The sequence below is a fragment of the Variovorax beijingensis genome (assembly GCF_003951285.1).
GTDB classification, from domain to species: domain Bacteria; phylum Pseudomonadota; class Gammaproteobacteria; order Burkholderiales; family Burkholderiaceae_C; genus Variovorax; species Variovorax beijingensis.
Genome location: NZ_RXFQ01000003.1, coordinates 195,284 through 220,844, shown reverse-complemented (window position 1 = coordinate 220,844; position 25,561 = coordinate 195,284). Strand labels below are relative to the sequence as shown.

The 25,561-nt window shown below is 69.0% G+C and carries 26 protein-coding genes; 5 read left to right on the top strand and 21 right to left on the bottom strand.

From position 1 onward, the window contains the following. The first annotated feature begins 69 nt into the window (after positions 1 to 69). Both EJO66_RS06455 and EJO66_RS06450 read left to right on the top strand, forming a co-directional pair. Entirely contained in the window at positions 70 to 3,456 is a 3,387-nt protein-coding gene (locus EJO66_RS06455) for a hybrid sensor histidine kinase/response regulator (protein WP_240648520.1), read from the top strand. Next, a complete protein-coding gene (locus EJO66_RS06450; protein WP_124958118.1) occupies positions 3,434 to 4,342 on the top strand; it encodes a response regulator transcription factor in 909 nt (302 codons plus the stop codon). The genes EJO66_RS06455 and EJO66_RS06450 overlap by 23 nt, the downstream gene beginning before the upstream one ends. A gap of 38 nt (positions 4,343 to 4,380) precedes the next feature. Here the strand turns inward: EJO66_RS06450 and EJO66_RS06445 are convergent, their stop codons facing one another. After that, on the bottom strand, positions 4,381 to 4,815 hold the full coding sequence (locus tag EJO66_RS06445) for a hypothetical protein (RefSeq protein WP_125964781.1): 435 nt from the start codon (positions 4,813 to 4,815) through the stop codon (positions 4,381 to 4,383). Positions 4,816 to 5,147: 332 nt separating this feature from the next. Here EJO66_RS06445 and EJO66_RS06440 point away from each other — a divergent pair, with 332 nt between their 5' ends. Next, positions 5,148 to 5,432, top strand: a complete 285-nt coding sequence (locus EJO66_RS06440; RefSeq protein ID WP_021007795.1) for a DUF1488 family protein — start codon at positions 5,148 to 5,150, stop codon at positions 5,430 to 5,432. On the opposite strand, the gene EJO66_RS06435 is transcribed toward EJO66_RS06440, so the two are convergent. Further along, positions 5,418 to 6,329 carry a DMT family transporter gene (locus EJO66_RS06435; protein WP_125964780.1) on the bottom strand — a complete coding sequence of 304 codons (912 nt, stop codon included), beginning with the start codon at positions 6,327 to 6,329 and terminating at the stop codon, positions 5,418 to 5,420. The two genes, EJO66_RS06440 and EJO66_RS06435, sit on opposite strands and share 15 nt — an antisense overlap. A 38-nt stretch (positions 6,330 to 6,367) precedes the next feature. Next, positions 6,368 to 7,141, bottom strand: a complete 774-nt coding sequence (locus tag EJO66_RS06430) for a helix-turn-helix transcriptional regulator (protein ID WP_125964779.1) — start codon at positions 7,139 to 7,141, stop codon at positions 6,368 to 6,370. A gap of 137 nt (positions 7,142 to 7,278) precedes the next feature. On the opposite strand from EJO66_RS06430, the gene EJO66_RS06425 reads away from it, so the two are divergent. Continuing rightward, the gene (locus EJO66_RS06425) at positions 7,279 to 8,097 is read left to right on the top strand and encodes a substrate-binding domain-containing protein (protein ID WP_125964778.1); all 819 of its coding nucleotides are present in this window, start codon (positions 7,279 to 7,281) and stop codon (positions 8,095 to 8,097) included. Between the two features lie 70 nt (positions 8,098 to 8,167). After that, positions 8,168 to 8,923: a transporter substrate-binding domain-containing protein gene (locus EJO66_RS06420; protein ID WP_124958124.1), complete on the top strand. Its 756-nt coding sequence runs from the start codon at positions 8,168 to 8,170 to the stop codon at positions 8,921 to 8,923. Positions 8,924 to 9,066: 143 nt separating this feature from the next. Here EJO66_RS06420 and EJO66_RS06415 read toward each other — a convergent pair whose 3' ends face one another. The 18 genes from EJO66_RS06415 to EJO66_RS06330 all read right to left on the bottom strand — a co-directional run bounded on the left by EJO66_RS06415 (position 9,067) and on the right by EJO66_RS06330 (position 25,518). After that, positions 9,067 to 9,294, bottom strand: a complete 228-nt coding sequence (locus EJO66_RS06415) for a hypothetical protein (protein WP_240648519.1) — start codon at positions 9,292 to 9,294, stop codon at positions 9,067 to 9,069. A 12-nt stretch (positions 9,295 to 9,306) separates the two neighbouring features. Continuing rightward, on the bottom strand, positions 9,307 to 9,504 hold the full coding sequence (locus EJO66_RS06410; RefSeq protein WP_125964777.1) for a hypothetical protein: 198 nt from the start codon (positions 9,502 to 9,504) through the stop codon (positions 9,307 to 9,309). A gap of 108 nt (positions 9,505 to 9,612) precedes the next feature. Then, positions 9,613 to 10,719 carry a porin gene (locus EJO66_RS06405; RefSeq protein ID WP_124958126.1) on the bottom strand — a complete coding sequence of 369 codons (1,107 nt, stop codon included), beginning with the start codon at positions 10,717 to 10,719 and terminating at the stop codon, positions 9,613 to 9,615. Between the two features lie 39 nt (positions 10,720 to 10,758). Further along, entirely contained in the window at positions 10,759 to 11,727 is a 969-nt protein-coding gene (locus tag EJO66_RS06400) for a PDR/VanB family oxidoreductase (RefSeq protein WP_125964776.1), read from the bottom strand. Positions 11,728 to 11,745: 18 nt separating this feature from the next. Then, positions 11,746 to 12,795: an aromatic ring-hydroxylating oxygenase subunit alpha gene (locus EJO66_RS06395; RefSeq protein WP_124958128.1), complete on the bottom strand. Its 1,050-nt coding sequence runs from the start codon at positions 12,793 to 12,795 to the stop codon at positions 11,746 to 11,748. A gap of 13 nt (positions 12,796 to 12,808) precedes the next feature. Then, on the bottom strand, positions 12,809 to 13,030 hold the full coding sequence (locus tag EJO66_RS06390; RefSeq protein WP_012748259.1) for a recombinase-like helix-turn-helix domain-containing protein: 222 nt from the start codon (positions 13,028 to 13,030) through the stop codon (positions 12,809 to 12,811). A 71-nt stretch (positions 13,031 to 13,101) separates the two neighbouring features. Next, positions 13,102 to 14,094, bottom strand: coding sequence for a Bug family tripartite tricarboxylate transporter substrate binding protein (locus EJO66_RS06385; RefSeq protein ID WP_125964775.1), 993 nt, complete (start codon positions 14,092 to 14,094; stop codon positions 13,102 to 13,104). A 17-nt stretch (positions 14,095 to 14,111) separates the two neighbouring features. Further along, positions 14,112 to 15,083 (bottom strand): VOC family protein, encoded by a 972-nt coding sequence (locus tag EJO66_RS06380; protein WP_125964774.1) that lies wholly within the window; start codon positions 15,081 to 15,083, stop codon positions 14,112 to 14,114. Continuing rightward, complete coding sequence (locus tag EJO66_RS06375; RefSeq protein ID WP_124958131.1) at positions 15,080 to 16,558, bottom strand: aldehyde dehydrogenase; 1,479 nt, start codon at positions 16,556 to 16,558, stop codon at positions 15,080 to 15,082. Before EJO66_RS06375 ends, EJO66_RS06380 begins: the two co-directional genes overlap by 4 nt. A 10-nt stretch (positions 16,559 to 16,568) precedes the next feature. Beyond that, on the bottom strand, positions 16,569 to 17,363 hold the full coding sequence (locus tag EJO66_RS06370; protein ID WP_399281404.1) for an aspartate dehydrogenase: 795 nt from the start codon (positions 17,361 to 17,363) through the stop codon (positions 16,569 to 16,571). Between the two features lie 5 nt (positions 17,364 to 17,368). After that, positions 17,369 to 19,081 carry a thiamine pyrophosphate-binding protein gene (locus EJO66_RS06365; RefSeq protein ID WP_125964773.1) on the bottom strand — a complete coding sequence of 571 codons (1,713 nt, stop codon included), beginning with the start codon at positions 19,079 to 19,081 and terminating at the stop codon, positions 17,369 to 17,371. Further along, positions 19,074 to 19,910, bottom strand: coding sequence for an SDR family oxidoreductase (locus EJO66_RS06360; protein WP_125964772.1), 837 nt, complete (start codon positions 19,908 to 19,910; stop codon positions 19,074 to 19,076). The genes EJO66_RS06365 and EJO66_RS06360 overlap by 8 nt, the downstream gene beginning before the upstream one ends. Positions 19,911 to 19,918: 8 nt before the next feature. Then, a complete protein-coding gene (locus tag EJO66_RS06355; protein WP_124958134.1) occupies positions 19,919 to 20,755 on the bottom strand; it encodes an IclR family transcriptional regulator in 837 nt (278 codons plus the stop codon). Positions 20,756 to 20,799: 44 nt separating this feature from the next. After that, complete coding sequence (locus tag EJO66_RS06350; protein WP_125964771.1) at positions 20,800 to 21,675, bottom strand: alpha/beta fold hydrolase; 876 nt, start codon at positions 21,673 to 21,675, stop codon at positions 20,800 to 20,802. Positions 21,676 to 21,689: 14 nt separating this feature from the next. After that, on the bottom strand, positions 21,690 to 22,238 hold the full coding sequence (locus EJO66_RS06345) for a cupin domain-containing protein (protein WP_012748269.1): 549 nt from the start codon (positions 22,236 to 22,238) through the stop codon (positions 21,690 to 21,692). A gap of 32 nt (positions 22,239 to 22,270) precedes the next feature. After that, positions 22,271 to 23,086 (bottom strand): SDR family oxidoreductase, encoded by an 816-nt coding sequence (locus EJO66_RS06340; RefSeq protein WP_124958136.1) that lies wholly within the window; start codon positions 23,084 to 23,086, stop codon positions 22,271 to 22,273. Positions 23,087 to 23,092: 6 nt separating this feature from the next. Then, a complete protein-coding gene (locus EJO66_RS06335; RefSeq protein ID WP_124958137.1) occupies positions 23,093 to 24,076 on the bottom strand; it encodes a Bug family tripartite tricarboxylate transporter substrate binding protein in 984 nt (327 codons plus the stop codon). A gap of 185 nt (positions 24,077 to 24,261) precedes the next feature. After that, a complete protein-coding gene (locus EJO66_RS06330; protein ID WP_124958138.1) occupies positions 24,262 to 25,518 on the bottom strand; it encodes a D-amino acid dehydrogenase in 1,257 nt (418 codons plus the stop codon). Positions 25,519 to 25,561 lie beyond the last annotated feature (43 nt).

Below are 25,561 nucleotides of genomic sequence, written 5' to 3'. Positions count from 1 at the left end.
ACGCAGGGAGCGCTTCTTGCTCTGCTGCCTTCCATGCCGCCGCCCTCGCCCTTGCCGCAAGCCCCCACCATGCAACCCGTCACCGGCCAGAAGATCTTCCGCATCCGCCGCGACTACAACGCGTGGGTCGCGAACGAAACGCTGGAGGACTACGCGCTGCGCTACACGCCGCGCAGCTTTCGAAAGTGGTCGGAGTTCCGCGTCGCCAATGCGGCCTTCGGCGCCACCTCGTTCCTGGCGCTGGAGGCCATCGGCGGCGCCATTGCGCTGAGCTACGGCTTCTCGAACGCGCTGTGGGCCATCCTGGTGGTGGGGCTCATCACCTTTCTCACCGGCCTGCCGATCTCCTACTACGCGGCCCGGCATGGCGTGGACATGGACCTGCTCACGCGCGGCGCGGGCTTCGGCTACCTGGGCTCCACCCTCACCTCGCTGATCTACGCGAGCTTCACCTTCATCTTCTTCGCGCTGGAGGCGGCCATCCTCGCGCTGGCGCTGCAGCTGTACCTGGACTGGCCGCTGCCGCTGCTCTACCTGCTGTCGTCGGTCGTGATCGTGCCGCTGGTGATGCGCGGCATCACGCTGATCTCGGGCCTGCAGCTGTGGACGCAGCCGATCTGGATCGTGCTGTTCGTCTGCCCGTTCATCGCGGTGCTGGTGAAGAAGCCCGAGCTGTATGCCGACTTCACCGGCCTGGTGGGCCGCAGTTCCGACAGCAGCAGCTTCGACCCGCTGATGTTCGGCGCCGCCGCGACGGTGGCCTTCTCACTGGTGGTGCAGATCGGCGAGCAGGTCGACTACCTGCGTTTCCTGCCCGAGAAGACGGCCGCCAACCGCGGCCGCTGGTGGGCCGCGGTGCTGGTGGCGGGCCCGGGCTGGATCGTGCCGGGCATGCTCAAGATGATGGGTGGCGCCTTCCTGGCCTTTCTGGCGCTCCAGCACGAAATTCCGGCGAGGCACGCGATCGAGCCCACGCTGATGTATCTCACGGGCTTTTCCTACGTGCTGCGCGATCCGGCCTGGGTGCTGGCGATCACCACGCTGTTCGTGGTGGTCTCGCAGATGAAGATCAACCTCACCAACGCCTATGCGGGCTCGCTGGCGTGGTCGAACTTTTTCGCGCGGCTCACGCACAGCCACCCGGGGCGCGTGGTGTGGCTGGTGTTCAACGTGGTCATCGCGATCCTGCTGATGACGCTGGGCGTGTTCGCGGCGCTCGAGCACGTGCTGGGCTTCTACAGCAACATCGCCATCGCCTGGGTCGGCGCGCTGGTGGCCGACCTGGTCATCAACAAGCCGCTGGGCTGGAGCCCGCGCACCATCGAGTTCAAGCGCGCACACCTGTACGACATCAATCCGGTCGGGCTGGGTGCGATGCTGGTGGCGGCCGCGCTCGCCATGCTGGCGTACTCCGGCGTGCTGGGCCAGTGGGCGCGCGCCTTCTCGCCCTTCATCGCGCTGATCACCGCGCTGGTGGTTTCGCCGCTCCTGGCCTGGCGCACGCGCGGGCGCTACTACCTGGCGCGCAGCGACATCCGGCGCTGGACGCCGGGGCAGATCGTGAAATGCTCGGTGTGCGACAACAGCTTCGAGTCCGAGGACATGGCGCACTGCCCGGCCTACAGCGCGCCGATCTGCTCGCTGTGCTGCACGCTCGAATCGCGCTGCCACGACCGCTGCAAGACCGATTCGCGCGCGGCCGAGCAGATGAGCGGCTGGCTCCAGGCGCTGCTGCCGCCCGCGCTGTCGGGCCGGCTCAACTTTCGCGTGGCGCACTACCTGATGGTGGCCACTTCGCTGGTGGCGCTGCTGGCCACCGTGATGGGCGTGGTGTATGCGCAGGAGGCCATCGTGGGCGCGGATGCGGTGGACCCTGCCCTGCGCAGCGCCTTCCTCAAGGTGTTTGCGCTGCTGTCGCTGGTGGCGGCCGTGGCCGCCTGGTGGATCGTGCTGGGCAGCGAGAGCCGGCAGATGGCGCAGGAGGAATCGAACCGCCACAACCACCTGCTCACCGTCGAGATCGAGGCGCACCAGCGCACCGACGCCGCGCTGCAGACCGCAAAGGAAGCCGCCGAAGCCGCCAACCAGGCCAAGACCCGCTACGTGGCCGGCATGACGCATGAGCTGCGCACGCCGCTCAACAGCATCCTGGGCTATTCGCAGATCCTGCTCAAGGGCGAGGCCGTGGCGCCGCCGCGCGAAGCAGTGCAGACCATCCAGCGCAGCGGCGAGCACATGCTCGGGCTGATCGACGGGCTGCTCGACCTGGCGCGCATCGAAGCCGGGCGGCTGCAGCTGGAGCCCGCTGCGCTCGCGCTGCCGGCCTTCCTGGACGAGGTGGTGCACATGGTGCGGCCGCAGGCCGAGAACAAGGGCCTTGCGTTCGTCTACACCCACAGCGGGCGGCTGCCGCCCTGGGTGCATGCCGATGCCAAGCGGCTGCGCCAGATCCTCATCAACCTGCTGGCCAACGCGGTGCGCTTCACCGACAGCGGGACGGTCACGCTGCATGTGGATGCGCGGCGCGAGGTGCTGCGCTTCGACGTGGTCGACACCGGCATCGGCGTGGCGCCGCAGGACCACCAGCGCATCTTTCTTCCTTTCGAGCGCGGGGCCGCCGGGCGCCGGCGCGGCGAGCCCGGCACGGGCCTGGGCCTCACCATCACTGGCCTGCTCACGTCATTGATGGGCGGCGAACTGGCGCTGGCTGCCACCTCGCCCGCCGGCAGCACCTTCAGCGTGCGGGTGTACCTGCGCGAAGTGGCCGACCCCGGCCCGCAAGCCGAGACACGCCGGCCGGTGTCAGGCTACATCGGCGCGCGCCGCACGCTGCTGGTGGTCGACGACCAGCCGGTGCAGCGCCAGATGCTGGCCGGCATGCTCGTGCCGCTGGGCTTCGAGGTGCGCGAGGCCGCGAGCGGCACCGAATGCCTCGACAGCCTGCGCGAGAACCTGCCCTCCGCCATCCTGCTGGACCTCACCATGGACGACATGGACGGCTGGCAGACCGCGGCGCTGGTGCGTGCCTCGGGCTTCGACCGCCTGCCCATCATCATCGTCTCGGCCAACATGTTCGAGAACCAGGGCGAGCTGCTGCGCGCCGCGGGCTGCCAGGCCTTCGTGGGCAAGCCGGTCATCGAGTCGCAGCTGATCGCCACGCTGGAGCGCCACCTCGGCCTCGAATGGCTGGCGTCGAACGACGCGATGCCGCCCGCCGTCGACACAGCGCCGCGGCCGGTGCAGCTCGCGCTCTCCGAAGACGACCGCGCCGAACTGATGCGGCTGGTGCAGATGGGCCACATGCGCGGCCTGCACCAGGTGCTCGACCGCCTCGCCGCCGCGTCCCCGCCGGCTGCGGCCACCTGCACCTGGCTGCGCGGCATGGTCACCCGATTCGAACTCGACAAGCTCCGCAAGGCACTCGCAGAACAAGATGCAGACACTCTCGCCCCCTGATGAAACCGAACGCCCCGTGGTGCTGGTGGTGGACGACGCCCCCAGCAGCCTCGGCATGCTGTGCGACACGCTCGAGTCCAGCGGCTACACCGTGCTGGTCGCGGCCGACGGCGAGGCAGCGCTGCAGCGCCTCGAGCTGGTGGTGCCAGACGCCATCCTGCTCGACGGCCTGATGCCCGGCCTGTCGGGCTTCGAGACCTGCCGGCGCATCAAGGCCAATGCGGCGCTCGCGCACATTCCGGTGCTGTTCATGACCGGCCTTTCGGAAACCGCGCACGTGGTCGAAGGCTTCGAGTGCGGCGGCGTCGACTACGTGGTGAAGCCGATCCGCGCACAGGAGGTGCTGGCGCGGCTGCACACGCACACGCGCAACGCACGCATCACGCGCATGGCGCGCGACGCGGTCGACGTGGCCGGCATGGGCGTGGTTTTCGTCGACGCGCGCGGGCGCATCGCATGGCGCTCGCCGCAAGCCGCGCTGTGGCTTCACGCGCTCGATGCGCCACCGGCCGCCGGGTTGCTGCCCGCCTCGCTCGAACCCGCGCTTGCGCCCGGCGCGGCCATTGCGGTGTCCACGGCCGGGGGCGCACGCATTTCGGTGCGCAACCTCGGCGCCGCGGCGCTCGGCGAAACCATGCTTCTGTTCGCAACACCGCGCGAAGGGGCCGCGGGCACGCCATCGGCGCGGCTGGCCGAAGCGGCGCTCACGCCGCGCGAAACCGAGGTGCTCTCGTGGCTTGCCAAGGGCAAGACCAACCGCGACATCGGCGAGATCCTGGGCACCAGCCCGCGCACGGTCAACAAGCACCTCGAGCACATCTTCGAGAAGCTGGGTGTCGAGACGCGCGCTGCCGCAGCGGCACTGGCCAGCGGCCAACTGGCCTGATCGAGCCACCCAGCGGGCAGCTGCCCTGACTTCGTTCCTTATCTCTTCGTTGCCGGCGTTGCAGGCACCGCAGGCGTCGTCGTGGTGCCGCCGGCCTTGGAGCCGGGCACGGCCGGCGTCGCGGGCGCGGCAGACATCGAGGACGAGGTCGAGGACGAAGAAGACTGCGGCGACGGCGTGGCCGGCGTTGCAGGCGTGGCTGGCGTCGCAGGCGAGGTGGCCGTGGCCGGTGTTGCGGGCGTGGCGGGTGTCGCCGGCGTTGCTGCATTGGCCGAGGAATTGGAGCCGCTGGCCGCGCCCGCGCCATTGCCGTTGGCGCCCGCGCCTACACCGGCACTGCTGCCGCCACCTCCGCCGCCCCCGCCCCCGCCGCCACCTCCGGAGCCGCCGCCCGCAGCCAATGCGAGCGGGGCCACGCAGGCGCCCATGAGAACCGCCACCAAGGTGGGTGCAATACGTCGTGTCAGCTTCATCGAGATCTCCTTGTTGATGTTTCGACAAAGGCCAAGCTAGCCGCGGCCGGAAAGCCGGCCTGTAGTCCAAAGTCTTCATGGCTGGCCGGCCCGGTCGCCGGCGCTATGCAATCGATAGCTGCGCGGCGCCTGTCGGCCTCACCCGCCGGGCTGGGTCGCCTGCTTCCCGCCGCGAGGCAGATGGACGGTGAATGCCGTGCCTTCCGCCGCGGACGAGGTCACCGTGATGGTGGCGCACAACAGGAGGCGCGCCGGGCGAGGCAGTCCGGGCGCCCGGCAGAAGGGGTACTCGATGAAGCGTATCCTGAGGCTCCTCGTACCGGAACACATTCATGTCTGAACAGCCTCTTTCCGGGACGGCCCCCGTCGATCCTCCCTTCTTCCACGAGGCCTCGGGCACGGTCCGCTTCTGGGTGCTCATCGATGGCCAACCCATGGGTGCGAGCATCAGCAGGGACATCCTGCGCTACCGCTTCCGCCCCGGCGCGCAGGGCGACGACCCGATGGAAATCTACGCGCAGTACGCGGATCAGCTCGAAGCGGCCGTGCGCCGCCGGGTGGCGCAGGGCTCGATCGAGCCGGTGATGCTGCGCGAGTTCGATCTACCCCGCGGTTGATTCCGCGCGCGCACCGCGCGTGCAGGCACCGCTGGCCAGCGTCACACCGATCACGGCACTGGCAATGGCGAACTGGTCGACGCCCGTGACGGGCTCGGCCAGCCACCACCATCCGCCCACAGCGGAGAAAACGGGTGCCAGTCCTCCGAATGCGGCCGCCTGCGACCCACCAAGACGCGCGACGGCCGCGCCAAAGATCCACAGCCCCAGCAAGCCAGCGACGGCGCCCTGCATCAGCGCCTGCCACAGCACATCGCGCAGCGGCGCATCGAGCAAGCCCGTTCCGCCCCGCCACAGCAGCCACGGCACGAGCAGGATCGCCGACCACGCACTCACAATGGCCGCGCCCTGCCATGCGCCAAGTCCCGCGCGCCTGAACGACAGCGTGAAGCCGGCCCACAGCGCGGCCGCGAGAAGAAAGAGCAGATCGCCGCGCCAGGCGCCCGCATCGACGCCGCGAAAACTGCCGGCCCCCAGGATGCCGATGCCCGCCGCAAGGAACACCAGCCCCGATGCACGCGCGCGGTCCGGGCGTTCGCGCCAGAACATCCAGGCAAGGCCCGCGGCAAAGAGCGGGCATGCGCCCGCCATGAAGACACCCATGTGCGCCGACGGTGCGAACCTTGTTCCGGTCATCGCCACCAGTCCGAACGGCAACCCGGCGCCAAGCACCATCCCGGTCAGCCACCTGAGCGGCACCCCGCGAGGCAGCAGGCCCACGCGCAGCCACACAGGCATGAGCACGATCGCCGGTATGCCGTAGCGCAGGATGGCCAGGTCGGCCGGAGCGATCGTGGTGGTGGTCGAATGGCGCGTGGCCACCTGCCAGATGCCCGCGATCAGCGCCGAAGCCACACCGGCGGCCAGGCCGGCTGAAAGGCGCACATTGACCGTCATCTGCCGGCTCCGTTGAATGCGAAGCCCGCAGTGTTCGGTCAATGCAGGCGGCGCGCTTCCAGATTCGTGCGCATCTGGCTCGGCGCCATGCCGAAAGCGCGGCGGAAGGCCACCGTGAAGTGCGCATGGCTTGCAAAGCCCAGGTCGGCCGCAAGCGCGCTGATGCTTCTCTCGCCTTCGCGCAGTCGATCGAGCGCGAGCGTCATGCGCAACTGGTTGCGCAGGCCATGCAGGCTCGTTCCCGTGTGCATGCGAAAGCGGCGCGCCAGGTGGAATGCCGAGCAGTGGACCGCCTTGGCGATCTCGTCGAGCGTGTTGCTGCGCTCCGGCGCCGCGGCGATGTAGTCGCGGGCGCGCTCGACCGCGCGGTGCACCTTCGGCGGCGCCGGCCGATCGGCCGGCCGCACGCTCTGGACCAGGCCGGCCAGGTGCTCCTGCACCTCGAGCGCATCGATAGACTGCATCGCATGGGCCTGCAGGCATCGGCGCAGCAGCAGCTGGCTGCCCAGCGGCAGGTACACCCTGCCCGCCGGCGCCAGGTCTTCGGCGAGCGTGAGCACCACGCTGCGCTGGCCCGCCATCGGGTGCTTCAGCTGGTAGGGCCCGTCAGGCGACAGCCACAGCGCGGCCGCGGGATCGCAGACGAAGGCGTCCGCGCCCAGCCGGCATTCGAAGCGCTGGGTCAGCGGCAGCAGCAGGCGGGGCCCCTGCACGCGATAGGGCGGACTCCAGCCGGGCTCGGCCGCCTCCAGCGTGGCCAGCTGGCAGCTGATGGCGCCGCTTTCGAAAAGCACGCTGCGAAGGTAGGTCATGGGTGTGAAAAGCAGCAGCGCCGCTCGCCCCGGATTCTGCCAGCCGGGCCACAGACCCTGGTGTTTACCCCGAAGGCGCTGAAGGCCGATTGACAGCCTCGCTGCCTACGATCGAGGGAGATTCATCAGGAGACACCATGAAGACCCACACCTTCTCGCTCAACCGCCTGACCCGCCGCGCCAGCCTGCTGGCCGCGGCATCCGTTCTTGCCGCATGCGGCAGCTTCGGCAGCCGGCCGCCCGCGGCCGGCGACATCCACGTGATGACCTCGGGCGGCTTCACGGCCGCGTACAACGAGCTGCGCCCGGGCTTCGAACGCAGCAGCGGCCGCACGGTCAAGACCGCGTATGGCGCTTCCATGGGCAATGCCGAAGATTCCATTCCGAGCCGGTTGTCGCGCAACGAGCCGGCCGACGTGGTGATCCTGGCGCGCCCCGCGCTCGATGCGCTGGTGGCGCAAGGCAAGGTGGTGCCCGGCAGCCAGGTCGACCTGGTGCGCTCCTCGATCGGCTTTGCGGTGCGCAAGGGCGCGCCCAAGCCCGACATCTCGACAGTCGACGCGCTCAAGCGCACGCTGCTGGCGGCGCCTTCCATCGCCTATTCGGCCAGCGCCAGCGGCACCTACTACGAGACCGAACTGCTCAAGAAGCTCGGCATCGAGGACCAGGTCAAGCCCAAGAGCAAGCGCATCCTCAGCGAGCGCGTGGGCACCGTGGTGGCGCGCGGCGACGCGGCGCTCGGGCTGCAGCAGGTGAGCGAACTGCTGCCGATCGCGGGCATCGACTACATCGGGCCGCTGCCCGCGGAAGTGCAGCGCGTGACGGTGTTCTCTGCCGGAATTGTCACGGCGTCCAAGCAGCCCGATGCGGCGCGCCAGCTGATCCGCTATCTCAACTCCCCCGAGGCGGCACCGACCATCGCGAAGACCGGGCTGGAGCCGCTGACGGCGCGCTGAGGCGGCAGTGATGCGGCGGTTCGGGGCTCAGTAAACTGGTGCCCATCATCTTTCCCGGACGATGGACGCCATGAACCAGCCCCAACCCGTTGCCCCCGCTCTTGTCTCCGCCTTCGCGCCCGGCGGCATGCTGCGCGCATCGATCAACCTCGGCAACCCGATCCTCGCGAACAAGGATGCGGCCACCGGCGAACCGGTGGGCGTGTCGGTCGATCTCGCGCGCGAGTTCGCGCGCAGGCTTGGCGTGGGCATCGAGCTTGTGGTGTTCGAGAAGGCAGCGGCCTCGGTCGACGCGGTAAGGAACGAGAAGGCCGACATCGGTTTCTTCGCGATCGACCCGGCGCGCAGCGAAGGGCTGCTGTTCACCGCGCCCTACGTGCTGATCGAGGGCAGCTACCTCGTGCGCGAGTCATCGGAGCTCACCGACAACGCGCAGGTCGACCGCGCGGGTCATCGCATCTCGGTCGGCGCGGGCAGCGCCTACGACCTGTTCCTCACGCGCGAGATCGAGCAGGCCGAGATCGTCCGCCTCCAGGGCGCGGCCGCTGCATTGGCGGCACTGCGTTCAGGCGCGGTCGAGGTGGCCGCCGGCATTCGCCAGCTGCTTGAAGCCGAGGCGCGGCGCGAGCCGGGTGTGCGCGTGCTGCCCGGCCGCTTCATGGTGATCCAGCAGGCCATGGGCACGCCCGCGAGCCGCGGTGTCGAGGCGCAGGCGCTGCTGTCTGCCTTTGTCGAGGAGATGAAGGCGAGTGGCTTTGTCGCCGATGCACTTGAGCGCCATCGCATCGAAGGTGCGATCGTGGCACCGGGTTCTACTGGTCCGTAGTTTCTTGGTGCTGTCGTTCTTGTTCGGGGCGCGTGCACAGGCCACCGGGTACTCCCCTTCGCGAATGTCCCCGTCGGCGCGATCGCGACCCGAATGAACCCGCATCCGCACCCTCCCCCTTCAATGCAAACGCAAGCACCGCGTCACAGCTTCTGCAGCTTCGGCTCGCTCCACTCGGGAGTGCGTACCTTGTCGCGCATGATGTAGCGGCCGCCCTGGCGCTCGACCTTGACCAGCTCCCGCAGCGCGCCGTTCTTCTTCACGGCATAGACGCCGACCAGCTGCGCCTCCGGCTCGGCGCGCCGGCCGCAGCCGGCCAGCAACAGCAGCGACGACAGGCCGGCCGCAACACAGTTGAGTGTGTTCTTCATGATCGTGCGGCCTCAGCGCTTCTGGTTCCCGCGCCGCTTCAGGCTGCCCTGGTAGCGCAGCGCGTGCGGATAGTCTTCCTTGCCGCCGGCCTCCTGCGCCAGCATCTTCTGCTGGCTTGCCTCGGTCTTCGCCAGCAGCGTCGTCGGCAGGTTCTCCTGCAGCTTTTCTGTATGGCTTCGCGTGCGCTCCCCCTCCTTGGAAGTGCGCACATCTTTGGCTGATCGAAGATGACAGCGTCAACGAAGCACGTGCACCCAACGGGAAAGCGGAGCGCATCCGGTGTGACGCTGCAGCCACACCATGTGCGCGAACGGGCCCTAGAAGATGTGGCGCATGCCGAACTCCGTGCCGCTGGAGGCGCGGTTCGGCATGGTGATGGCGCCCGCAAGCGCCTGTGCTGCGCCGTTGCGGTTGCCGATGCGCGCGAAGGTGGCGTACAGCGCGGTGCGCTTCGAGAGGTTGTGCACATAGCCGATCGCGAACTTCGACGTGGTCGGCTTCAGTGCGGCACCGGCGGGCTCGAGCCGGTGGCGCGCATACGAGCCCTTGATCTCGCCGGGGCCGACCGGCAGCTGGAAGCCGATCAGCGCGCCCTTGCCGTCGGTGCTTCCCTTCGACTCGGTGTAGAGCTCGCCCGTGAGCTTCAGGCTCATCAGCGAGGGGCCGAAGGTGTAGGAAGCACCGAGGTTGGTCACGCGAAGATCGCCGCTCGCGTAGCGCGTCTTGCCGGTGGCCAGCGCAATGTTGAAGCCGCCCTGCAGGTAGCCGAAGCGAAAGCCAACGTGGCTGCCGTCGCGGCGGTTCGGGCGCAGCGAACCCGGCAGCACCGACGTCGAGTCGTTCTCGCCCATCGCGTACATGGCCTGTCCGTAGAAGCCGCCCAGGTTGCCCGGCAGGAAGTAGCCGATGCTGTTCGACGCGCGCGTGCCGGTGGGCGCAGGCAGGCCGCCAAGGCCCGAGAAATAGATCTGGTTGGCCCCGATACCGCCGCCGGTTCCGAACGGATCGAAGATCGCCGTGTTCCAGAAGGCCGGTACGTAGTCGCGGCCCAGGCGCACTTCGCCGAACGGGCCCGCCAGGCTCAGCGTCGAGCGGCGGTTGAAGCTCAGCACGCCCGGCGTGCCGTTGCCGCTGGCCTGGTTGTTCGTGTTCGAGGGAAAGCCCGAGCCGCTGTCGTTCTGCAGGCCGGCCTCGAGCCAGAAGCCCGCCGAGAGGCCGCCGCCCAGGTCCTCGGTTCCGCGAAAGCCGATGCGGCTGAACATGTTGCCGCTGCTGGTCAGCTGCGTCTTGCGGGCCGATCCGTCGCCGCTGCCGCGCGTGTGGGTGACGGCCGCGTCGACCACGCCGAACAGGGTGACGGAAGATTGGGCCAGCGCTGCGCCAGCCGCGCCGGCCGAAGCCAGCGCGAACACGTACTTTTTCATGGGATGTCTCTCTACGCTTTCTTGCTTGGTGGGGGAATCTCAGATGTCGAGCACCAGCCGCTCGCCCTTGCAGCGAGAGACGCAGATCATCATGGTCTTGTTGGACGCGCGTTCGATCTTGGTGAGGATGCCGTCGTGGTGGTCGATCTCGCCTTCGAGCACTGCGGTTTCGCAGGCGCCGCAGACGCCCTCCTTGCAGCTGTGGTCGGGGTTCAGGCCTGCATCGATCAGGCTGTCGAGAATCGACTTGCCGGGCGGCACCTCGACGCATCTGCCGCTTTTCGCGCACTCGACCACGCAGCCCTGCGTGGCGCTCGGCGCCTCCACATGCAGCGCGGCAAAGCGCTCGATGTGGGCATTGGCATAGCCCAGCTTCTCGCAGCTCTTCTCGAAGGCATCGAGCATCGGCGTGGGACCACAGCAGTAGTAGTGGCTCGCGGCGCCCTTGCCGGCCAGCAGCGCGGCCAAGTCGGGCGGCGCGCCCTTCTCGTCGTCGAAGTGCCAGGTGAGCGGCACCGCGTTCTCGCGCGCCAGCGCCTCGATCGCATCGCAGAAGGCGGCCTCCTTGCGCGTGCGCGCGCAGTAGACCAGTTCCACCGGCTTGCCCAGGGCCGCCAGCCGCTGCAGCATGCACCAGATGGGCGTCACGCCGATGCCGCCGGCCACCAGCACCGAATGGTCCGCGCCCTCTTCGAGCTTGAAGTTGTTGCGCGGCGCCGAGATCGGCAGCGTCATGCCCACGCGCAGTTGCTGGTGCACGTAGCGCGAGCCGCCGCGGCTCTTGCGGTCATTGAGCACGCCGACCACGTAGCGCTGGCGGTCGCTCGCCGGGTTGCACAGCGAGTAGCTGCGCACCAGCCCGTTGGGCAGGTGCAGGTCGATGTGGGAGCCGGCCTCGAAGGCGGGAAACTCCGTCTCGGGCGAAGCCGGCCGGAACTCGACGCTGACGATGCCGTCGGCCTCGTAGCGCAGCGTGTGCACCAGGGCGTTCAGCGTGGGGGAAGACATGGCGGAGCTTTCTATGGATCAGGCCGTGGCGGTGGCCGCGCCAGCTTCCGCGAGCTGGGCTTGCGCCAGGTTGCGCATGTGGCGGCGCAGGCGGACGATGCCCAGGTCGTGCTGGTACAGGTTCTCGTGCTGGTTGGCGTCGGGCTCCATTTCCTCGAGCATCACGCGGTCCTGCTCCAGCACGTGCCAATGACGCGCCTCGAGGCGGTTCTTGTACAGGAAGCGCCAGGTGTCGCGCTCCCAGCCTGGCGGCAGCTTGCGCACGCGCCAGAAGAAAGTGGCCGTCATGCCCTTCACGATCGGCGAGAAGGCGCCGATGATGATGAAGTTGCCGCCGGGGCCACCGGTCTTCGGGTATGGAATTTCCAGCCGCATCCAGTGGATGCCGGTGTCGGCCCATTCGGTCCAGTCGAAGTTGACGTTGCGCTGGCCTTCCTTCTCGAAGACGAAGCCGGTGTCGGTCTGGCGGATGCCGAACTTGGCGGTCGAATCGCCCTCGGCCATCGAATGCGACTGCTTGTGCAGGTAGGTGCCGTGCATCGGGTCCATCACGTTGTCGAGCACGTAGCGGTAGTCGCCCTTCCACTCGGTGTAGCAAAGGAAAGACGAGTACTCGGCATCGTCCGTGAGCTGCTCGGGCAGCACCAGCGGCGGCGGCACATCGACCGATTCCTTCCCGTTGTAGAGGAAGACGGCGCCTGCGCGCTCCTGCACATGGAAGTGCCGCGTGGCCTGCGAGCCTTCGAGCTTGCAGCCCGGGCTGCCGGGCACGCGCGTGACGACGCCGTCATGGCGCACTTCCACGCCGTGGTAGGGGCACGAGAGCCGGTCGCCCAGCACCACGCCCTGCGACAACGGCGCGCCGCGGTGCGGGCAGCGGTCCTCCAGCGCATGCAGCACGCCTTCGCCGTCGCGCCACAGCGCGATCTTGCGGCCCAGGCGGCGCAGCGAGACGGGGTTCTCCTTGATGAAGTGCGAGGGGCAGATCGGGTACCAGAGGTCCTTCAGGCCGATCTCGAGCAGGTGGTCGACCGGGTCTGCGGCTACGGGGGTGATGGCGATGGTCATGGTGTGATGCTCCTCAGGCGGCCAGCGTGGCCATTTCCTTGCGGTACAGCGCCTCGGTCCACGGCTGCCCGCCGGGAGTGGCCAAGCCGCTGTCGTTCAGGCGCTGCACGAGGCCGGGCAGGTCGTGAATGCCGTCGGCAAAGGCACGCTCGATCACGTCGCCCAGCAGGTCTTCATAGGTGGTCGCGGGGCGCTGGCGTGCCTGGTGCGGTTGCAGGTAGCGGTCTTGTTGCATGGTTGCCTCCGTGGGGTGAGGTGGATGTGAATCGGGCGGAAAGAATGACGGCAGGCGCGCGGGTCCGCGGCTCACTCGGCCACGATGTTGCGGGCCTTGATGACCTTGGCCCACACGGCCGTCTCGTCGCGGATGTGCGCGGCGAAGGCGGCCGGCTTCATGGCGGCATCGGTCATGCCCTGCGCCTTGAGGCGATCGCGCACGTCGGGCTGGGCCAGCATTTCGGCCGCGTCCTTCGCGAGCTGCTCGACCACCGCGGGCGGCGTGCCCCTGGGTGCCAGCAGGCCATACCACGAGGTCACGGCCACGCCCTGGATGCCCTGCTCCGCCAGCGTGGGAATGTCGGGCGCGGCTGGGCTGCGCGCGGCCTCGGTCACGCCCAGCGCCACCAGCTTGCCGTTCTTGATGAAGGGCATGGTCGCGGGCAGGTTGCTGAACATCAGCGGCACCACGCCGCCGAGCACGTCGTTGAGCGCGGGTGCCGTGCCCTTGTAGGGCACGTGCAGCAGGTCGATGCCGGCCTGCTGCTTGAACAGCTCGCCCGCCAGGTGCAGGCCGCTGCCCACGCCGGGCGAGGCATACGACAGCGTGCCGGGCTTGGCCTTGGCCTGCGCCACCAGATCCTTCGCGCTCTTGATGCCCGACGAGGGCGAGGCCACCAGCACGTTGGGCGCCTTGGCCAGCATGGTGACGGGCACGAAGTCCTTCTCGATGTCGAACGGGAAGTTCGGCATCAGCGTGGGGTTGATCGTGAGGTTGCCTGCGGGCACCACGAGCAGCGTGTGCCCGTCGCTCTTGGCGCGCTTGACCTTGTCGATACCGATGTTGCCGGCCGCGCCGACCAGGTTCTCGACCACCGCGGCCTTGCCGTAGCGCTTGGCGAGCCCCTCGGAAAGCACGCGCGCCAGCGTGTCGACCGGGCCACCGGGCGGGAACGGCGAGACGATGGTGAAGCGCTCGCTCGAGAGCTGCTTCTGCGCATCGCCCTGGGCCCGCGCGGGCGAAGCGATGGCAAGGGCCGACAGCGCGGCGAACACAAGGGAAAGGGAGAGGCGTCGTTGCATGGTGGTGGTTGTCGGATTCACTTTTTCTCCGTGAGGAAGGCGCCTTTCGGGCCTTCCGCGTTCTTCTGGCGGCGGGTGTTGCCGTCGAGCCCGCCGTCGACCGCCCATTCGGCGAACACCGTAGGGGCCGGCTCGAACTCGCGCGGCTGCCAGTCGGCGGTGAGCTGGTCTTCGTCCGCGTAGTACTCGATCAGGCCGCCGGCCGGATTCCTGAAGTACCAGAAGTACGCGGAAGACACCGGATGCCGCCCCGGGCCCAGTTGCGTTTCCCAGCCGCGGCGCGAGAAATGCAGGCCGCCGCCGAACACCTCGTGGATGTCGCGCACGGTGAAGGCGACGTGGTTGAGCCCCCGCTTGCCCGAAGGGATCTGCAGCAGGAACAGGTCGTGGTGGCCGCCCTCCGGTGCGCAGCGCATGAACGCGCCGCGGTTCGGATAGCTGTCGGACGAGACGAAGCCGAAGCGCTGCGCGTAGAACGCGCTGGTGGCCGCCACGTCGCTCACGAAGAACACCACGTGGCCGACCTCGATGGGCGTCGCACGCTCGTAGATCGGCGCTGCTTGGTTGATGCGCGGCTTGGCGTTCCAGGTGTTCATCGCGCCGCAGTCGACCTCGACCGCATGCTTGCGGCTGACCTGCAAGCGCACGGCGAGGCCGTTGGGATCGATGCAGCCGATGCGGCGTGCGCCGTCGACGGTGCCATCGAAGAAGGCCGGGTCTCGTGCGATGGCGGCGGCATAGCCGTCGAGGTCCGCTTCGCTTTCCACGCCCCACACCACTTCGCGCAGTGTCGGGCCCTCTTCCATCGCGGGCGGCAGGCTCGCCTTGTCCAACGCCGCGACGACCACCTTGCAGCCGTTGAGGCATTCGAAGACGAGCTCGTCGGCCGCCTCCGACTTCAGCGCCAGGCCCCAGTCCTCGAAGAAACGGCGGCAGGTGGGCAGGTCGTCTGCCCCGTAGGTGATCTGGTCGATGCCAAGTACGCTCATGTCAGTGCCCAGGGCAGAGGTTGTTCGTTGGTGCCCCAGTACATGCTCTTTTGCTCCATGTACTGGAAGATGCCTTCGCGGCCCTTCTCGCGGCCCAGGCCGCTGTCGCGCCAGCCGCCGAAGGGCGTGGAGACCGAGAACTGCTTGTAGGTGTTGACCCAGACCGTGCCGGCCTGCACCGCGCGGCCAAGCTTCCAGGCGCGCTTGAAGTCGCGGCTCCAGACGCCCGCGGCCAGCGCGTAGACGCTGTCGTTGGCCTGCGCGATCAGCGACTCCTCGTCGTCGAAGGGCATCGCGACCAATACCGGGCCAAAGATTTCTTCCTGGCTGATGCGCGCGCTGTTGTCCAGGCCTTCGATGATGGTCGGCCGGTAGAAATAGCCCTTGTCGTACTCGCCGCCATGGGGCCGCACGCCGCCGGTGCGGATGCGCCCGCCTTCGGACACGCCCAGCGCCACATAGCGCTCGATGCCCTCGCGGTGCCTGGCGGTGATGAGCGGGCCCATCTGCGTGCGCTCCGAGGCCGGGTCGCCCACGCGCAAGGCGTTGGCGCCTTCGGCCAGCCGCGTGAGGAACTCGTCGTAGATGCTGCGCGCCACGAAGAGGCGCGAGCCCGCGATGCACGATTCGCCCGACGAGCTGAAGATGCCGTAGAGCACGCCGCTCACCGCATGGTCGAGGTCCGCATCGTCGAGCACCATGGTCGGCGACTTGCCGCCGAGCTCCAGCGACACCGGCATCATCTTGTCGGCCGCGATGTGCGCAATGTGCTTTCCGGTGGTGGTGCCGCCGGTGAACGACACGCGCTTGACCAGCGGATGCTGGGTGATCGCATCGCCGATGACCGAGCCCTTGCCTGGCAGCACGCTGACGATGCCCTTGGGCACGCCGGCCTGCTCGCAGATGCGCGCGAGTTCCAGCGCCATCAGCGGCGTGACCTCGGCGGGCTTTACGACCACCGCATTGCCGGCCGCCAGCGCGGGCGCGAGCTTCTGCGCTTCGCTCGCGATCGGCGAATTCCACGGGGTGATGGCTGCGACCACGCCCATGGGCTCGTGCACGCTCATCGTGACGAAGGCGCCGCGCGAGGGGGTGATGGTTTCTTCGAGCGTTTCGAGCGCGGCCGCGAAGAACTGGAAAGTGCCGGCCGCGCTGGCCACGAGGTTGCGCGTTTCGTTGATCGGCTTGCCGTTATCCAGGCGCTGCTTTTGCGCGAGCGACTCGCTCTCTTCTCGGATCAGCTGCGCCACGCGGTGCAGCACCGCGGCGCGCTCGTGCGGCAGGCGCTGGGCCCAGCCGCTGGTGCGAAACGCATGGTCGGCACGCGTGATGGCTTCCTCGACGTCGGCCAGGCTCGCGGCCCTGAGGCGCGCGATCGGCTCGCCCGTGGCGGGATAGAGGCTCTCGTACACGTCGCCGCCGCCCAGGCGCCATTCGCCGGCGATGCAGATCGGAAGAAGTTCGGAAGAAATCATGGGAAATGGCTCAGATGGCGAGCGCCGCGGCCCGGTTGCGCAGCGCGCGCACCGCGCTGTACACGGTGAGCGCGGAGGTCTTGGGATTGGCCGCGAGCGGCTTGTTGCGCATGGTCAGCTCGAAGCTGCCGAAGGCGCCCTCGGCCTCGACCGTGTGCACGTTGTCGGCAATGGCCGGATCGGCAATGAGCCGCACCAGCGTCTTGTCGAGCCCCAGCCCCGCGAGCGACACGGTCGCCGCAACGTTGGCGTTCTTGGGATAGAGCTGCGCTGCCTCGCGTGCGCTGCCTTCGAAGATCACGGTCTGCCGCGTCAGCGCGTCGAGGTCGCGGCCCTGCTCGGCCGGCGTGCCCTTCCAGGCCTGCGGAGGCTTGCGGCCGGTGTAGCGCACGCTGTCGAGCCCGCCGATGCGCGCAGCGGCCAGCGCATCGATGGCACCGATGGCGCCCGCGATCAGCTGCACCTGGGTGCGGCCGGCAGTGGCAGCGGCTTCGAGGCTTTCGGCGAGTCCCGTAGCCGACAGCGCGCCCACCGAGGCGACGATGCACGGCATGCCGCGCGCGAGCGCCGGCAGCACATGCTCCTCGATGGCCGCATGGCCGGCCGTCTCGACCACGAGGTCGATGCCCGAAGCCGGCACGCTGCTCGAGACCTGCACGCCGGGCGCAACCTTCTGCGCGGCAGCCACGCCTTCTTCAGGCACGACGATGGCCACCACCGCCAGCGTGGTATCGCCCTTGAGCAATTCGAGCACCGAGGTGCCGATGGCACCACAGCCGATGAGTGCAACGCGCAGCATGGTCATGCCCCTCACGCCACCGACGCGGCGGCCTTGCCAAGCGCCGGTATCTGGGTCACGGTGTTGGTCGGCGGGCCGGCGAAGGTGCTCTTGAATTCGCCGATCGACAGCATGTCGATCTCGAGCAGGAACGGCCCCTTCTTCGCCAGCGCCTCGCCGAGCTTCGCCTTGAGCTCGTCCATGCGCTGCACGCGGGCGTGCGGCAGGGCGAGCGATGCGCACAGCATCGCGTAGTCGGGGGTGTGCAGGTCGGCATAGCAGCGCCGGCCGCCATACTGCGCGTCCTGGATGTTCTTGATGACGCCGTAGCCCTTGTCGTTCATGAGCACGATGACCATGTCGGCCTGCTCCTGCACTGCGGTGGCAAGCTCGCCGAGGTTCAGGATGAAGCCGCCGTCGCCGGCCAGGCAGAAGGTCTTGCGGCCGGAGCCCGTCTCGGCCGCGCCAATGGCCGCGCCGATGGCCATCGGCATGCCCTGGCCGATGCCGCCGCCCGTGGCATGCACGCCCGCGCTGGGCTCGAAGATGCGCAGCTCGCGGTTGCCCCAGGTGCTGTTCGACACGGTCACGTCGCGCACCCAGTTGAAGCTGCGGCCGGCTGCAGCCTGCAGCTCCTTCACGAGCGCGGCGTAGGGGCCGAGGCCGTCGGTCAGCGAGGCCACGGCCTGCGTGTGCGCGGCGCGCAGCTCGGCAAGCAGCGCCGGGTCGGCGCTGTACTTCGCGGTTTCGAGGCGGTCGGCCAGGCCTTCGAGCGCCAGCGCGGAATCGCCACAGACGAACAGGTCGGTGGCGTAGCCGCGGCCTTCGGCGGCGGCGTCGGCATCGATGCGCAGCAGCGGACGCGGCAGCTTCAGTTCGTACTTGAGCGTTTCGTTGCCGCGCAGCCGCGAGCCGATGACCAGCATCGCGTCGCAGCGCTGGTAGAGCGCCTCGACCGGCTTGTGGATGTTGTACGAGCCGAGCGAACCCGCATCGTCTTCGGGCACCGTGCCACGGCCCTGCGTGGTGGTGACCACGCCGAAGCCGAGCTTCTGCAGCCGCCGGATCGCAGCGCCCGCATGGCGCGCGCCGCCGCCGACCCACAGCATCGGGCGCCTGGCGGCCGCAAGGCGAGCGGCCAGCGCGTCGAGCGAGGCCGCCGAAGGCACGGGCCGCTCGATCGGCAGCGGCGACAGGTCGGCCGGCATGGTCGTGAGCGCGGACTGGATGTCGATCGGGATCTCCACGCTCACCGGGCCGGTCGGCGCCGTCAATGCGAGCTGCACCGCGCGCTTGAGCGTGCCGAGCACGGTCTCCACGCTGCGCACGCGCAGGGCAGCCTTCGACACCGCCTTGAGCATGGTGAGCTGGTCGGGCGCTTCGTGGATGTACGACATGCCCTTGTCAAGGTACGGCGTCTCGATCTGCCCGGTGATGTGCAGGAGCGGCGCGCCGGCCGTCAGCGCCTCGACCATGCTGCCCGCGATGTTGCCGGCTGCAGGGCCGGTGCTCGTGAGGCATACGCCCAGGCTCGCCGTCGAACGCGCATAGGCGTCGGCCATATTGCCGGCCCCGGCCTCGCCGCGCGCGGGCACGAAGCGGATCGCGCCGCGCTGCGCGAAGGCATCGAGGATCGGCATGTTGTGGATCGAGATCACGCCGAAGGCCGCCTTGACGCCGCACTGTTCGAGAAAGGCCGCGACGACTGCGCCGACCGTGACCGTGTTGTTGTTGGATTCATGCATGGCGCGAAAGGCCTCCGGAAATATCGATGTGGCTGCCCGTCGTGTACGACGCGAGCGGTGAAGCAAGAAAAAGAATGGCGCGCGCGGCTTCGGTCGGAAGCCCCAGGCGGCCCAGCGGGATGTGCTTGTTCTGCGCAAGCTGGCCGCTCCATGCAGCCCAGTCCTGCGACTGGTCTTCGCGCGCCTCGAAGCGGCGGCGCCACTGGCCTGACTCGACCAGGCCGATCAGGATGCCGTTCACGCGCACGCCCTGCGGCGCGAACTCGGTGGCCATCGAGCGCACGAGGTTCAGCAGGCCGGCGCGCGCGGCCGAGGTGGCGACCATGTGCGGCTCGGGCTGGCGCGCGAGCAGCGAGTTGGCGCAGACGATGGCGGCGTCGCCGTGCACCATGCGCTGCGCCGCGAGCTGCGGCAGGAAGGCGCGCGTCGGGTTGATGACCGAGAAGAATTTCAGGTTGAGCTCTTCGGTCCAGGCCGCATCGTCGGTATCGGCGAAGGTGGAAACCCGCCCCTGCCCCGCGTTGTTGACCAGCATCGAGGCCGGGCCGAGCGCGGCCTCGCTGGCGGCCGCAAAGGCGCGCACCGAGGGGCCGTCGAGCACGTCGCAGGGCTGCGCGAAGAGCCGCGCGCCGGGGTGCTTCTCGCGCAGGCCCGCAACCGCGCTGTCGAGTCGCCCGGCATTGCGGCCGCACAGCGCCACCGCGGCGCCGCATTCGAGCAGCAGCTCGACCGTGGCCAGCCCGATGCCCGAGGAACCGCCCGTGACCACGGCCACGCGGCCCGCCAGCGCGTCGGCGGCAAAGAAGGAAGAAGAAGATGGCTGTGTCATGGCGCGGTTCATGCGCTGCGAAGCGGCACCACCTTTTGCGCACGGGCGGGCGAGTAGTTCAAGAGGCCCGAAATTTCTTCGGCGGTGGCGCGCACGCGCTGCACCATCTCGTCCATGCGGTTCTCCTCGATGTGGCCCGAGGTGATGGTGGCGCCCAGCGCCGCCACGATGTGGCCGCTGTGGTCGCGCACCGGCGCCGCGATGCTGGAGATGTTCGATTCGAAGAAGCCTTCACCCAGCACATAGCCGCGCGAGCGGTCGGCCTGCACCATGTCGAACAGCTCGCTCACGGTCTTGGGTGTGCTGGGCGAGAAGGTCTCGAGCCTGTCTTCCGGATAGAGCGCGCGCAATTGCGGCAGCGTGAGGTCTTCGAGCAGCACGCGGCCCAGCACCGTGGCATGGGCCGGCAGGCGCGTGCCCACGGTGACCGAGCTCGCGAACGGCGTGGGCGGCGCCACCTTGGCCACATAGACGATGGAGCGGCCGTCGCGCACCACCAGGTTGCAGGGCGTGCGCAGCTCGTCGCACAGGCGGTTGAGCAGCGGTGCGCCCAGCTGCGTGAGCTCCAGCGAAGCCAGGTATTCGAAGCCCAGGCGCAGCACGGCCAGGCCCAGGCGGTAGTCGCGCCCGCCTTCGGCGCGCTCGAGAAAACCCATGTTCTCCAGCGTGGTGAGAAGCCGGAACACGGTCGAGCGCGGCAGGTCGAGGCGGCGCGCCAGCTCGGGCGCGGAGAGCGTGCGGCTCTCGCGGCTGAACTCGCACAGCACGCGCAGGCCGCGTTCGAGCGCCGGCACGTTGTAGCGCTCACCGCCCTCTTCCATTGTCTCGTTGTCGTTGGTGGCCATGGTTGTTCGTTCTTCCCGTTGGTTGTCTTGTCGTGTGTCTTCTATCAGGCGGCCAGCACTTCGCGCAGCAGCGCAGCAACGGCCTGCGGCTGCTCCACGTAGCTCGCGTGGCCGGCATCGGCAATCGATTCGAGCGGCACGCCGCACCGGCGCGCGACTTCGGCGCAGGCCTCGGGCGTGGTGACGGCATCGAGCGCGCCGCAGGCCACGCGCACCGGCATGGCGGGCGGCAGGTCGGCCAGCAGGTCGGCGTTGCACAGCAGCTCGACGGCCTGGCGGTAGCCGCCGTCGTTCAGCCGCGCCATGTTCCATTGCACCCACTGGCGCGCGAGTTCGCTGGCGCCGGCGGACACGAGCCGGCCCGCGCGCTTCGCGGCCATGCCGGCGACGCCGAGTTCGTCGAGCGTGGCAAGCCGCTCGGCGCGCACCTTGCGGCGGGCTTCCTCGCGCTGCGGGGCACCATAGCCGGCCGCGGGGCTGATGAGCACGAGGCGCCGGATGCGCGAAGCCAGCGCCGAATCCTTGCGCGCGGCGCAGCCCGCCGTGATCGCACCGAGCGAATGGCCGACCAGCACGCAGGACTGGATGTCGAGCGCATCGAGCAGGCCGCGAAGCCGCTGCACATGGTCGGCCGCGGAAGGCGCCGCGGGTGCGAGCGGCGTCGATGCGCCATAACCCGGCGCATCCCACGCGATCACGCGGGCCTGCGGCGCGAGCTGCAAGGCAAGGCTGAGCCACGAGGCCGCACCCGAGCCGATGCCGTGCAGGCAGACGATGGCCGGGCCCGCGCCGCGCTCGCGCACCGACACCACGGCGCCGCCGCTCACCGGCACGGCGCGCGCCGGAAAGCGGGCCTCCAGCAGCGCCAGCTCGGAAGCGGGCAAGGCAGTTTGCGCGTTGGTGGCGATGGCGTCGTTCATGGCTTGCTTCTTCTTCAGCGCTTGATCTTCGCGAGCGGGTGATCGGCCGGATAGGTCGGCGTCACGGGCTTCTTCGCGCCGAGCATCACGCACATCAGCGCGTCTTCGTCGCCGATGTTGATTTCTTCGCGGTACACGCCGGGCGGCACCGAGATCAGGTCGCGGTCGGTCATGATGGTTTCAAAGCGCTCGCCGTCTTTTTCGATCACCACCTTGAGCTTGCCGCGGATCAGGAAGAACACTTCTTCCACGTCGGTGTGAAGGTGCGGCGGGCCTTCATGCCCGGCCGGGATCACCATGGTGGAGAAGGTGAAGTGCTCGGCCGGCACGGTGTTGACGTCCTTCGCAACGCCGGTGCCGCCGGTGCCCACGTAGCGCATCTGCGCGCGGCGGAACTTGGGGTCGAGGTCGGCCTGGAACTTGAGCGCATCCCAGTCGTACTTGCGGGTCTCGTAGCGCGCGATGCGGCTGTTCATCCACTCGGCGAGGCTGCTGCCCTCGGGCTGTGCCAGCGTGCTGCCTGCGGTATCGGTGATCTTCTGCTGTTCGGACAAATCGCTCATCGTGTTCACTCCATTCGTCGGAAAAAATTGATTCAGTGCATCGCAAAGCCGCCGTTGACGGCCAGCAGCTGGCCCGTCACGAAGCGTGCAAGGCCGGAAAGCAGGTACAGCGTGGCGCCGCAGACGTCGGCGGCCTGCTGCTCGCGCGGAATGGCGCGGCCTTCGAGGTACTTCTGGTGGCGCGCCATCGGCACGTACTCGGTGGCTTCCACCAGCGTGAGGCCGGGCGCCACGGCGTTGACGGTGATGTTGTCGCCGCCCCACTCGCGCGCCAGCGAGCGCGTCATGGAAATGACGGCGCCTTTGCTCGACGCATAGGCCAGCAGGTTGGGCGCGCCCCACAGCGCCGTGTCGGACGCGAGGTTGACCACCGCGCCGCGCCCGCTGGCCGCGAGCGCGGGCCGGCAGGCCCGGCCCATGAGCCAGGTGCCGCGCACGTTGACGTTCATCACGCGGTCCCAGGTGTCGACGTCGAGCTGGTGCGCATCGCGTCCGCCCGAGTTGGTGATGGCGGCGTTGTTGACGAGGCCGTCGAGCCCGCCGAGCAGGCGAAGCGCCTCGGCCGCGCAGGCTTCGATCGAGGCCGGCTGCGACAGGTCGACTTCAAGCGCATGCGCCTGGTGGCCGGCATCGCGCAGCGCCTTGGCTTCGCTCCCGGCCAGCTCGCCGAGGATGTCGGCCAGCACCACCTGCGCGCCGGCTGCGGCGATGCACTGCGCAAACGCAAGCCCCAGCCCGCGCGCACCGCCGGTCACGAGGATGCGGCGGCCCGCCAGCAGGTTGGCGGGCAGTTCGGCCAGCAGGGCCTGCAGGCTCGAGGGATCGGGAAGGGCCTTGAGTTCGGTCATGCTTTTTCAGTCGGCCTGGATGCCGATGTCCTTGATGACCTTGCCAAAGCGCTCGAAGTCCGCGGCGTTGGTCTTGCCGAGCACGTCGGCACCGCCGCCCACCGGCGTGGTGCCGAGAACGGCCATGCGCGAGACGACGTCCGGCATCTTGAGGATCTCGTTGAAGTGCGCGTTGAGCGTCTTCACGGTTTCGAGCGGCAGGTTGCGCGGGCCCCAGAGGCCGTTCCAGGCCGTCACCTCCACGTCCTTGTAGCCGAGCTCCTGCAGCGTCGGCACCTTCGGTGCAAGGGCCGAGCGCTCGCGCGAGGCCACCGCGAGCGGCAGCATCTTGCCGTTGGCCAGGTGCGGCGCCACCGGGCCCAGCGTGATGAAGGTGGCGGGCACGTGGCCGCCCAGCACGTCGTTGACCGCTGGCGCCACGCCCTTGTAGGGCACGTGCGCGAGGCTCACGCCCGCGGCGCGGTTGAACATCTCGCCCAGGATGTGCATCGGCGAGCCGCTGCCCGGGCTCGCATAGGTCAGCGGCTTGCCGCCCTTGGCCGCGGCCACCAGGTCCTTCGCGCTCGCCATGCTGCTGGCGCCGCTCGCCACCAGGAAGAGCGGCTGGCTGCCGGTCTGCACGATCGGCGTGAAGCCGTTCAGCACGTCGTAGCTCGAGCTGCCGCCCGTCTTGAGCACCAGTTGCGCGATCGAGAAGGTGCTGGGGGAAAGCAGCAGCGTGTAGCCGTCGGGCTGCGCCTTCGAGACATAGGCGCTGCCGATGATGCCGCTGGCGCCGGGGCGGTTGTCGACCACCACGGGCTGGCCCACGCGCGCCGACAGCTTCTCGGCGAAGAGCCGCGCCAGCGCGTCGGTGTCGCCGCCGGCCGGATAGGCGACGACCAGCGTGATCGGCTTGCTCGGATAGCTGTCGGCCCGGGCGAGCCCGGTGGCGCAGGCGGCGCCCAGTGCGACGGCGGCTGCAATGGCTTGTCGGCGTGTGGATGGCATGGCGTTCGTGGGTGGATCTGTTTGTTTCACTAATGAAACAATGATTTATTAATGGAACGAAACGAAGAATACCGAGTACGAATGGCTTCGTCAATCTAAGTACAAACCCTTAGATTCGGCGCGCGCAGCCGCAGGCCGCCGTACGGGCGGCGGTGGTTCTCAGGCAGGTTGTCCGGCTGCTCGGCTCACGCGCCGTAGCGCGCCACCGTCAGCCCTTCCATGTCGATGGCGGGGCTTCGGCCATCGATCAGGTCGGCCATCACGCGGCCGGTGCCGGCCGCCATGGTCCAGCCGAGCGTGCCGTGGCCGGTGCTCAGCAGCAGGTTGGGAATGCGCGTGGCGCCGATCACCGGGGTGCCGTCGGGCGTCATGGGGCGCAGGCCGGTCCAGAAGGAGGCGTCGCGCACGTCGCCGCCCTTCGGAAAGAGATCGGTCACGACATGCTCGAGCGTGTCGCGCCGCTTTGCATCGAGCCGCAGGTCGAAGCCCGAGAGCTGCGCGGTGCCGCCCACGCGGATGCGCTCGCCAAGGCGCGTGACGGCCACCTTGAAGGTCTCGTCCATCACGGTGGATTCGGGCGCGCCGCTGGCGTCGGAGATGGGCACGGTGATCGAGAAGCCCTTGACCGGGTACACCGGCAGGTCGATGCCCAGCGGCCTGACCATGGCCGGCGAGTAGCTGCCGAGCGCCACCACGTAGCGGTCTGCCGTGAAGCGGCCGGCATCGGTGCTCACGGCCGTGACGCCGCCGGCATCGTGCTCGATGGCCTGGATGGCCACGCCGAAGCGGAACTTCGCGCCGGCCGCCTCGGCCAGCACGGCCAGCGCCTGCGTGAACTTGAAGCAGTCGCCGGTCTCGTCGCCCGGCAGGCGCAGCCCGCCGACGAACTTGTTCCTGACGGCCGCGAGCGCCGGCTCGTACTGCACGCAGCCTTCGCGGTCGAGCACCTGGTAGGGCACGCCGGAGGCCTCGAGCACTTCCACGTCCTTGGCGATGCCGTCGAGCTGCTTCTGGGTCCGGAAAAGCTGCAGGGTGCCGAGCGCACGCTCGTCGTAGCGTATGCCGGTGTCGGCGCGCAGCGCCTTCAGGCAGTCGCGGCTGTATTCGGCAAGCCGGACCATGCGGCCCTTGTTGAGTTCATAGCGCGCCTGGGTGCAATTGCACAGCATCGACAGGCCCCAGCGCCACATGGCCGGATCGAGCATGGGCTTGATCACCAGCGGGCTGTGCTGCATGAGCATCCACTTGATGGCCTTGATCGGCACGCCGGGCCCGGCCCAGGGCGCGGAATATCCCGGCGACACCTCGCCCGCGTTGCCGAAGCTCGTTTCGAGCGCGGGCGCGGGCTGGCGCTCGAGCACCGTCACGTCGTGGCCGGCACGCGCCAGGTAGTACGCCACCGAGGTGCCGATGACACCGCTGCCGAGGATCAGAACCTGCATGAGAACACCCCCTTGAAAGCCACACGCCCCATGGCCCGAGAGG

Excerpts from the sequence above, each read along its gene's own strand:
- EJO66_RS06440 (WP_021007795.1), top strand. The coding sequence starts at position 5,148 with ATGTCTGAACAGCCTCTTTCCGGGACGGCCCCCGTCGATCCTCCCTTC.
- EJO66_RS06370 (WP_399281404.1), bottom strand. The coding sequence starts at position 17,363 with ATGACCATGCTGCGCGTTGCACTCATCGGCTGTGGTGCCATCGGCACC.
- EJO66_RS06380 (WP_125964774.1), bottom strand. The coding sequence starts at position 15,083 with ATGAGCGTACTTGGCATCGACCAGATCACCTACGGGGCAGACGACCTG.
- EJO66_RS06400 (WP_125964776.1), bottom strand. The coding sequence starts at position 11,727 with ATGTCTTCCCCCACGCTGAACGCCCTGGTGCACACGCTGCGCTACGAG.
- EJO66_RS06420 (WP_124958124.1), top strand. The coding sequence starts at position 8,168 with ATGAACCAGCCCCAACCCGTTGCCCCCGCTCTTGTCTCCGCCTTCGCG.
- EJO66_RS06430 (WP_125964779.1), bottom strand. The coding sequence starts at position 7,141 with ATGACCTACCTTCGCAGCGTGCTTTTCGAAAGCGGCGCCATCAGCTGC.
- EJO66_RS06330 (WP_124958138.1), bottom strand. The coding sequence starts at position 25,518 with ATGCAGGTTCTGATCCTCGGCAGCGGTGTCATCGGCACCTCGGTGGCG.
- EJO66_RS06455 (WP_240648520.1), top strand. The coding sequence starts at position 70 with ATGCAACCCGTCACCGGCCAGAAGATCTTCCGCATCCGCCGCGACTAC.
- EJO66_RS06405 (WP_124958126.1), bottom strand. The coding sequence starts at position 10,719 with ATGAAAAAGTACGTGTTCGCGCTGGCTTCGGCCGGCGCGGCTGGCGCA.
- EJO66_RS06435 (WP_125964780.1), bottom strand. The coding sequence starts at position 6,329 with ATGACGGTCAATGTGCGCCTTTCAGCCGGCCTGGCCGCCGGTGTGGCT.
- EJO66_RS06415 (WP_240648519.1), bottom strand. The coding sequence starts at position 9,294 with ATGAAGAACACACTCAACTGTGTTGCGGCCGGCCTGTCGTCGCTGCTG.
- EJO66_RS06450 (WP_124958118.1), top strand. The coding sequence starts at position 3,434 with ATGCAGACACTCTCGCCCCCTGATGAAACCGAACGCCCCGTGGTGCTG.
- EJO66_RS06345 (WP_012748269.1), bottom strand. The coding sequence starts at position 22,238 with ATGAGCGATTTGTCCGAACAGCAGAAGATCACCGATACCGCAGGCAGC.
- EJO66_RS06365 (WP_125964773.1), bottom strand. The coding sequence starts at position 19,081 with ATGCATGAATCCAACAACAACACGGTCACGGTCGGCGCAGTCGTCGCG.
- EJO66_RS06395 (WP_124958128.1), bottom strand. The coding sequence starts at position 12,795 with ATGACCATCGCCATCACCCCCGTAGCCGCAGACCCGGTCGACCACCTG.
- EJO66_RS06375 (WP_124958131.1), bottom strand. The coding sequence starts at position 16,558 with ATGATTTCTTCCGAACTTCTTCCGATCTGCATCGCCGGCGAATGGCGC.
- EJO66_RS06445 (WP_125964781.1), bottom strand. The coding sequence starts at position 4,815 with ATGAAGCTGACACGACGTATTGCACCCACCTTGGTGGCGGTTCTCATG.
- EJO66_RS06340 (WP_124958136.1), bottom strand. The coding sequence starts at position 23,086 with ATGACCGAACTCAAGGCCCTTCCCGATCCCTCGAGCCTGCAGGCCCTG.
- EJO66_RS06425 (WP_125964778.1), top strand. The coding sequence starts at position 7,279 with ATGAAGACCCACACCTTCTCGCTCAACCGCCTGACCCGCCGCGCCAGC.
- EJO66_RS06350 (WP_125964771.1), bottom strand. The coding sequence starts at position 21,675 with ATGAACGACGCCATCGCCACCAACGCGCAAACTGCCTTGCCCGCTTCC.
- EJO66_RS06335 (WP_124958137.1), bottom strand. The coding sequence starts at position 24,076 with ATGCCATCCACACGCCGACAAGCCATTGCAGCCGCCGTCGCACTGGGC.
- EJO66_RS06385 (WP_125964775.1), bottom strand. The coding sequence starts at position 14,094 with ATGCAACGACGCCTCTCCCTTTCCCTTGTGTTCGCCGCGCTGTCGGCC.
- EJO66_RS06355 (WP_124958134.1), bottom strand. The coding sequence starts at position 20,755 with ATGGCCACCAACGACAACGAGACAATGGAAGAGGGCGGTGAGCGCTAC.
- EJO66_RS06390 (WP_012748259.1), bottom strand. The coding sequence starts at position 13,030 with ATGCAACAAGACCGCTACCTGCAACCGCACCAGGCACGCCAGCGCCCC.
- EJO66_RS06360 (WP_125964772.1), bottom strand. The coding sequence starts at position 19,910 with ATGACACAGCCATCTTCTTCTTCCTTCTTTGCCGCCGACGCGCTGGCG.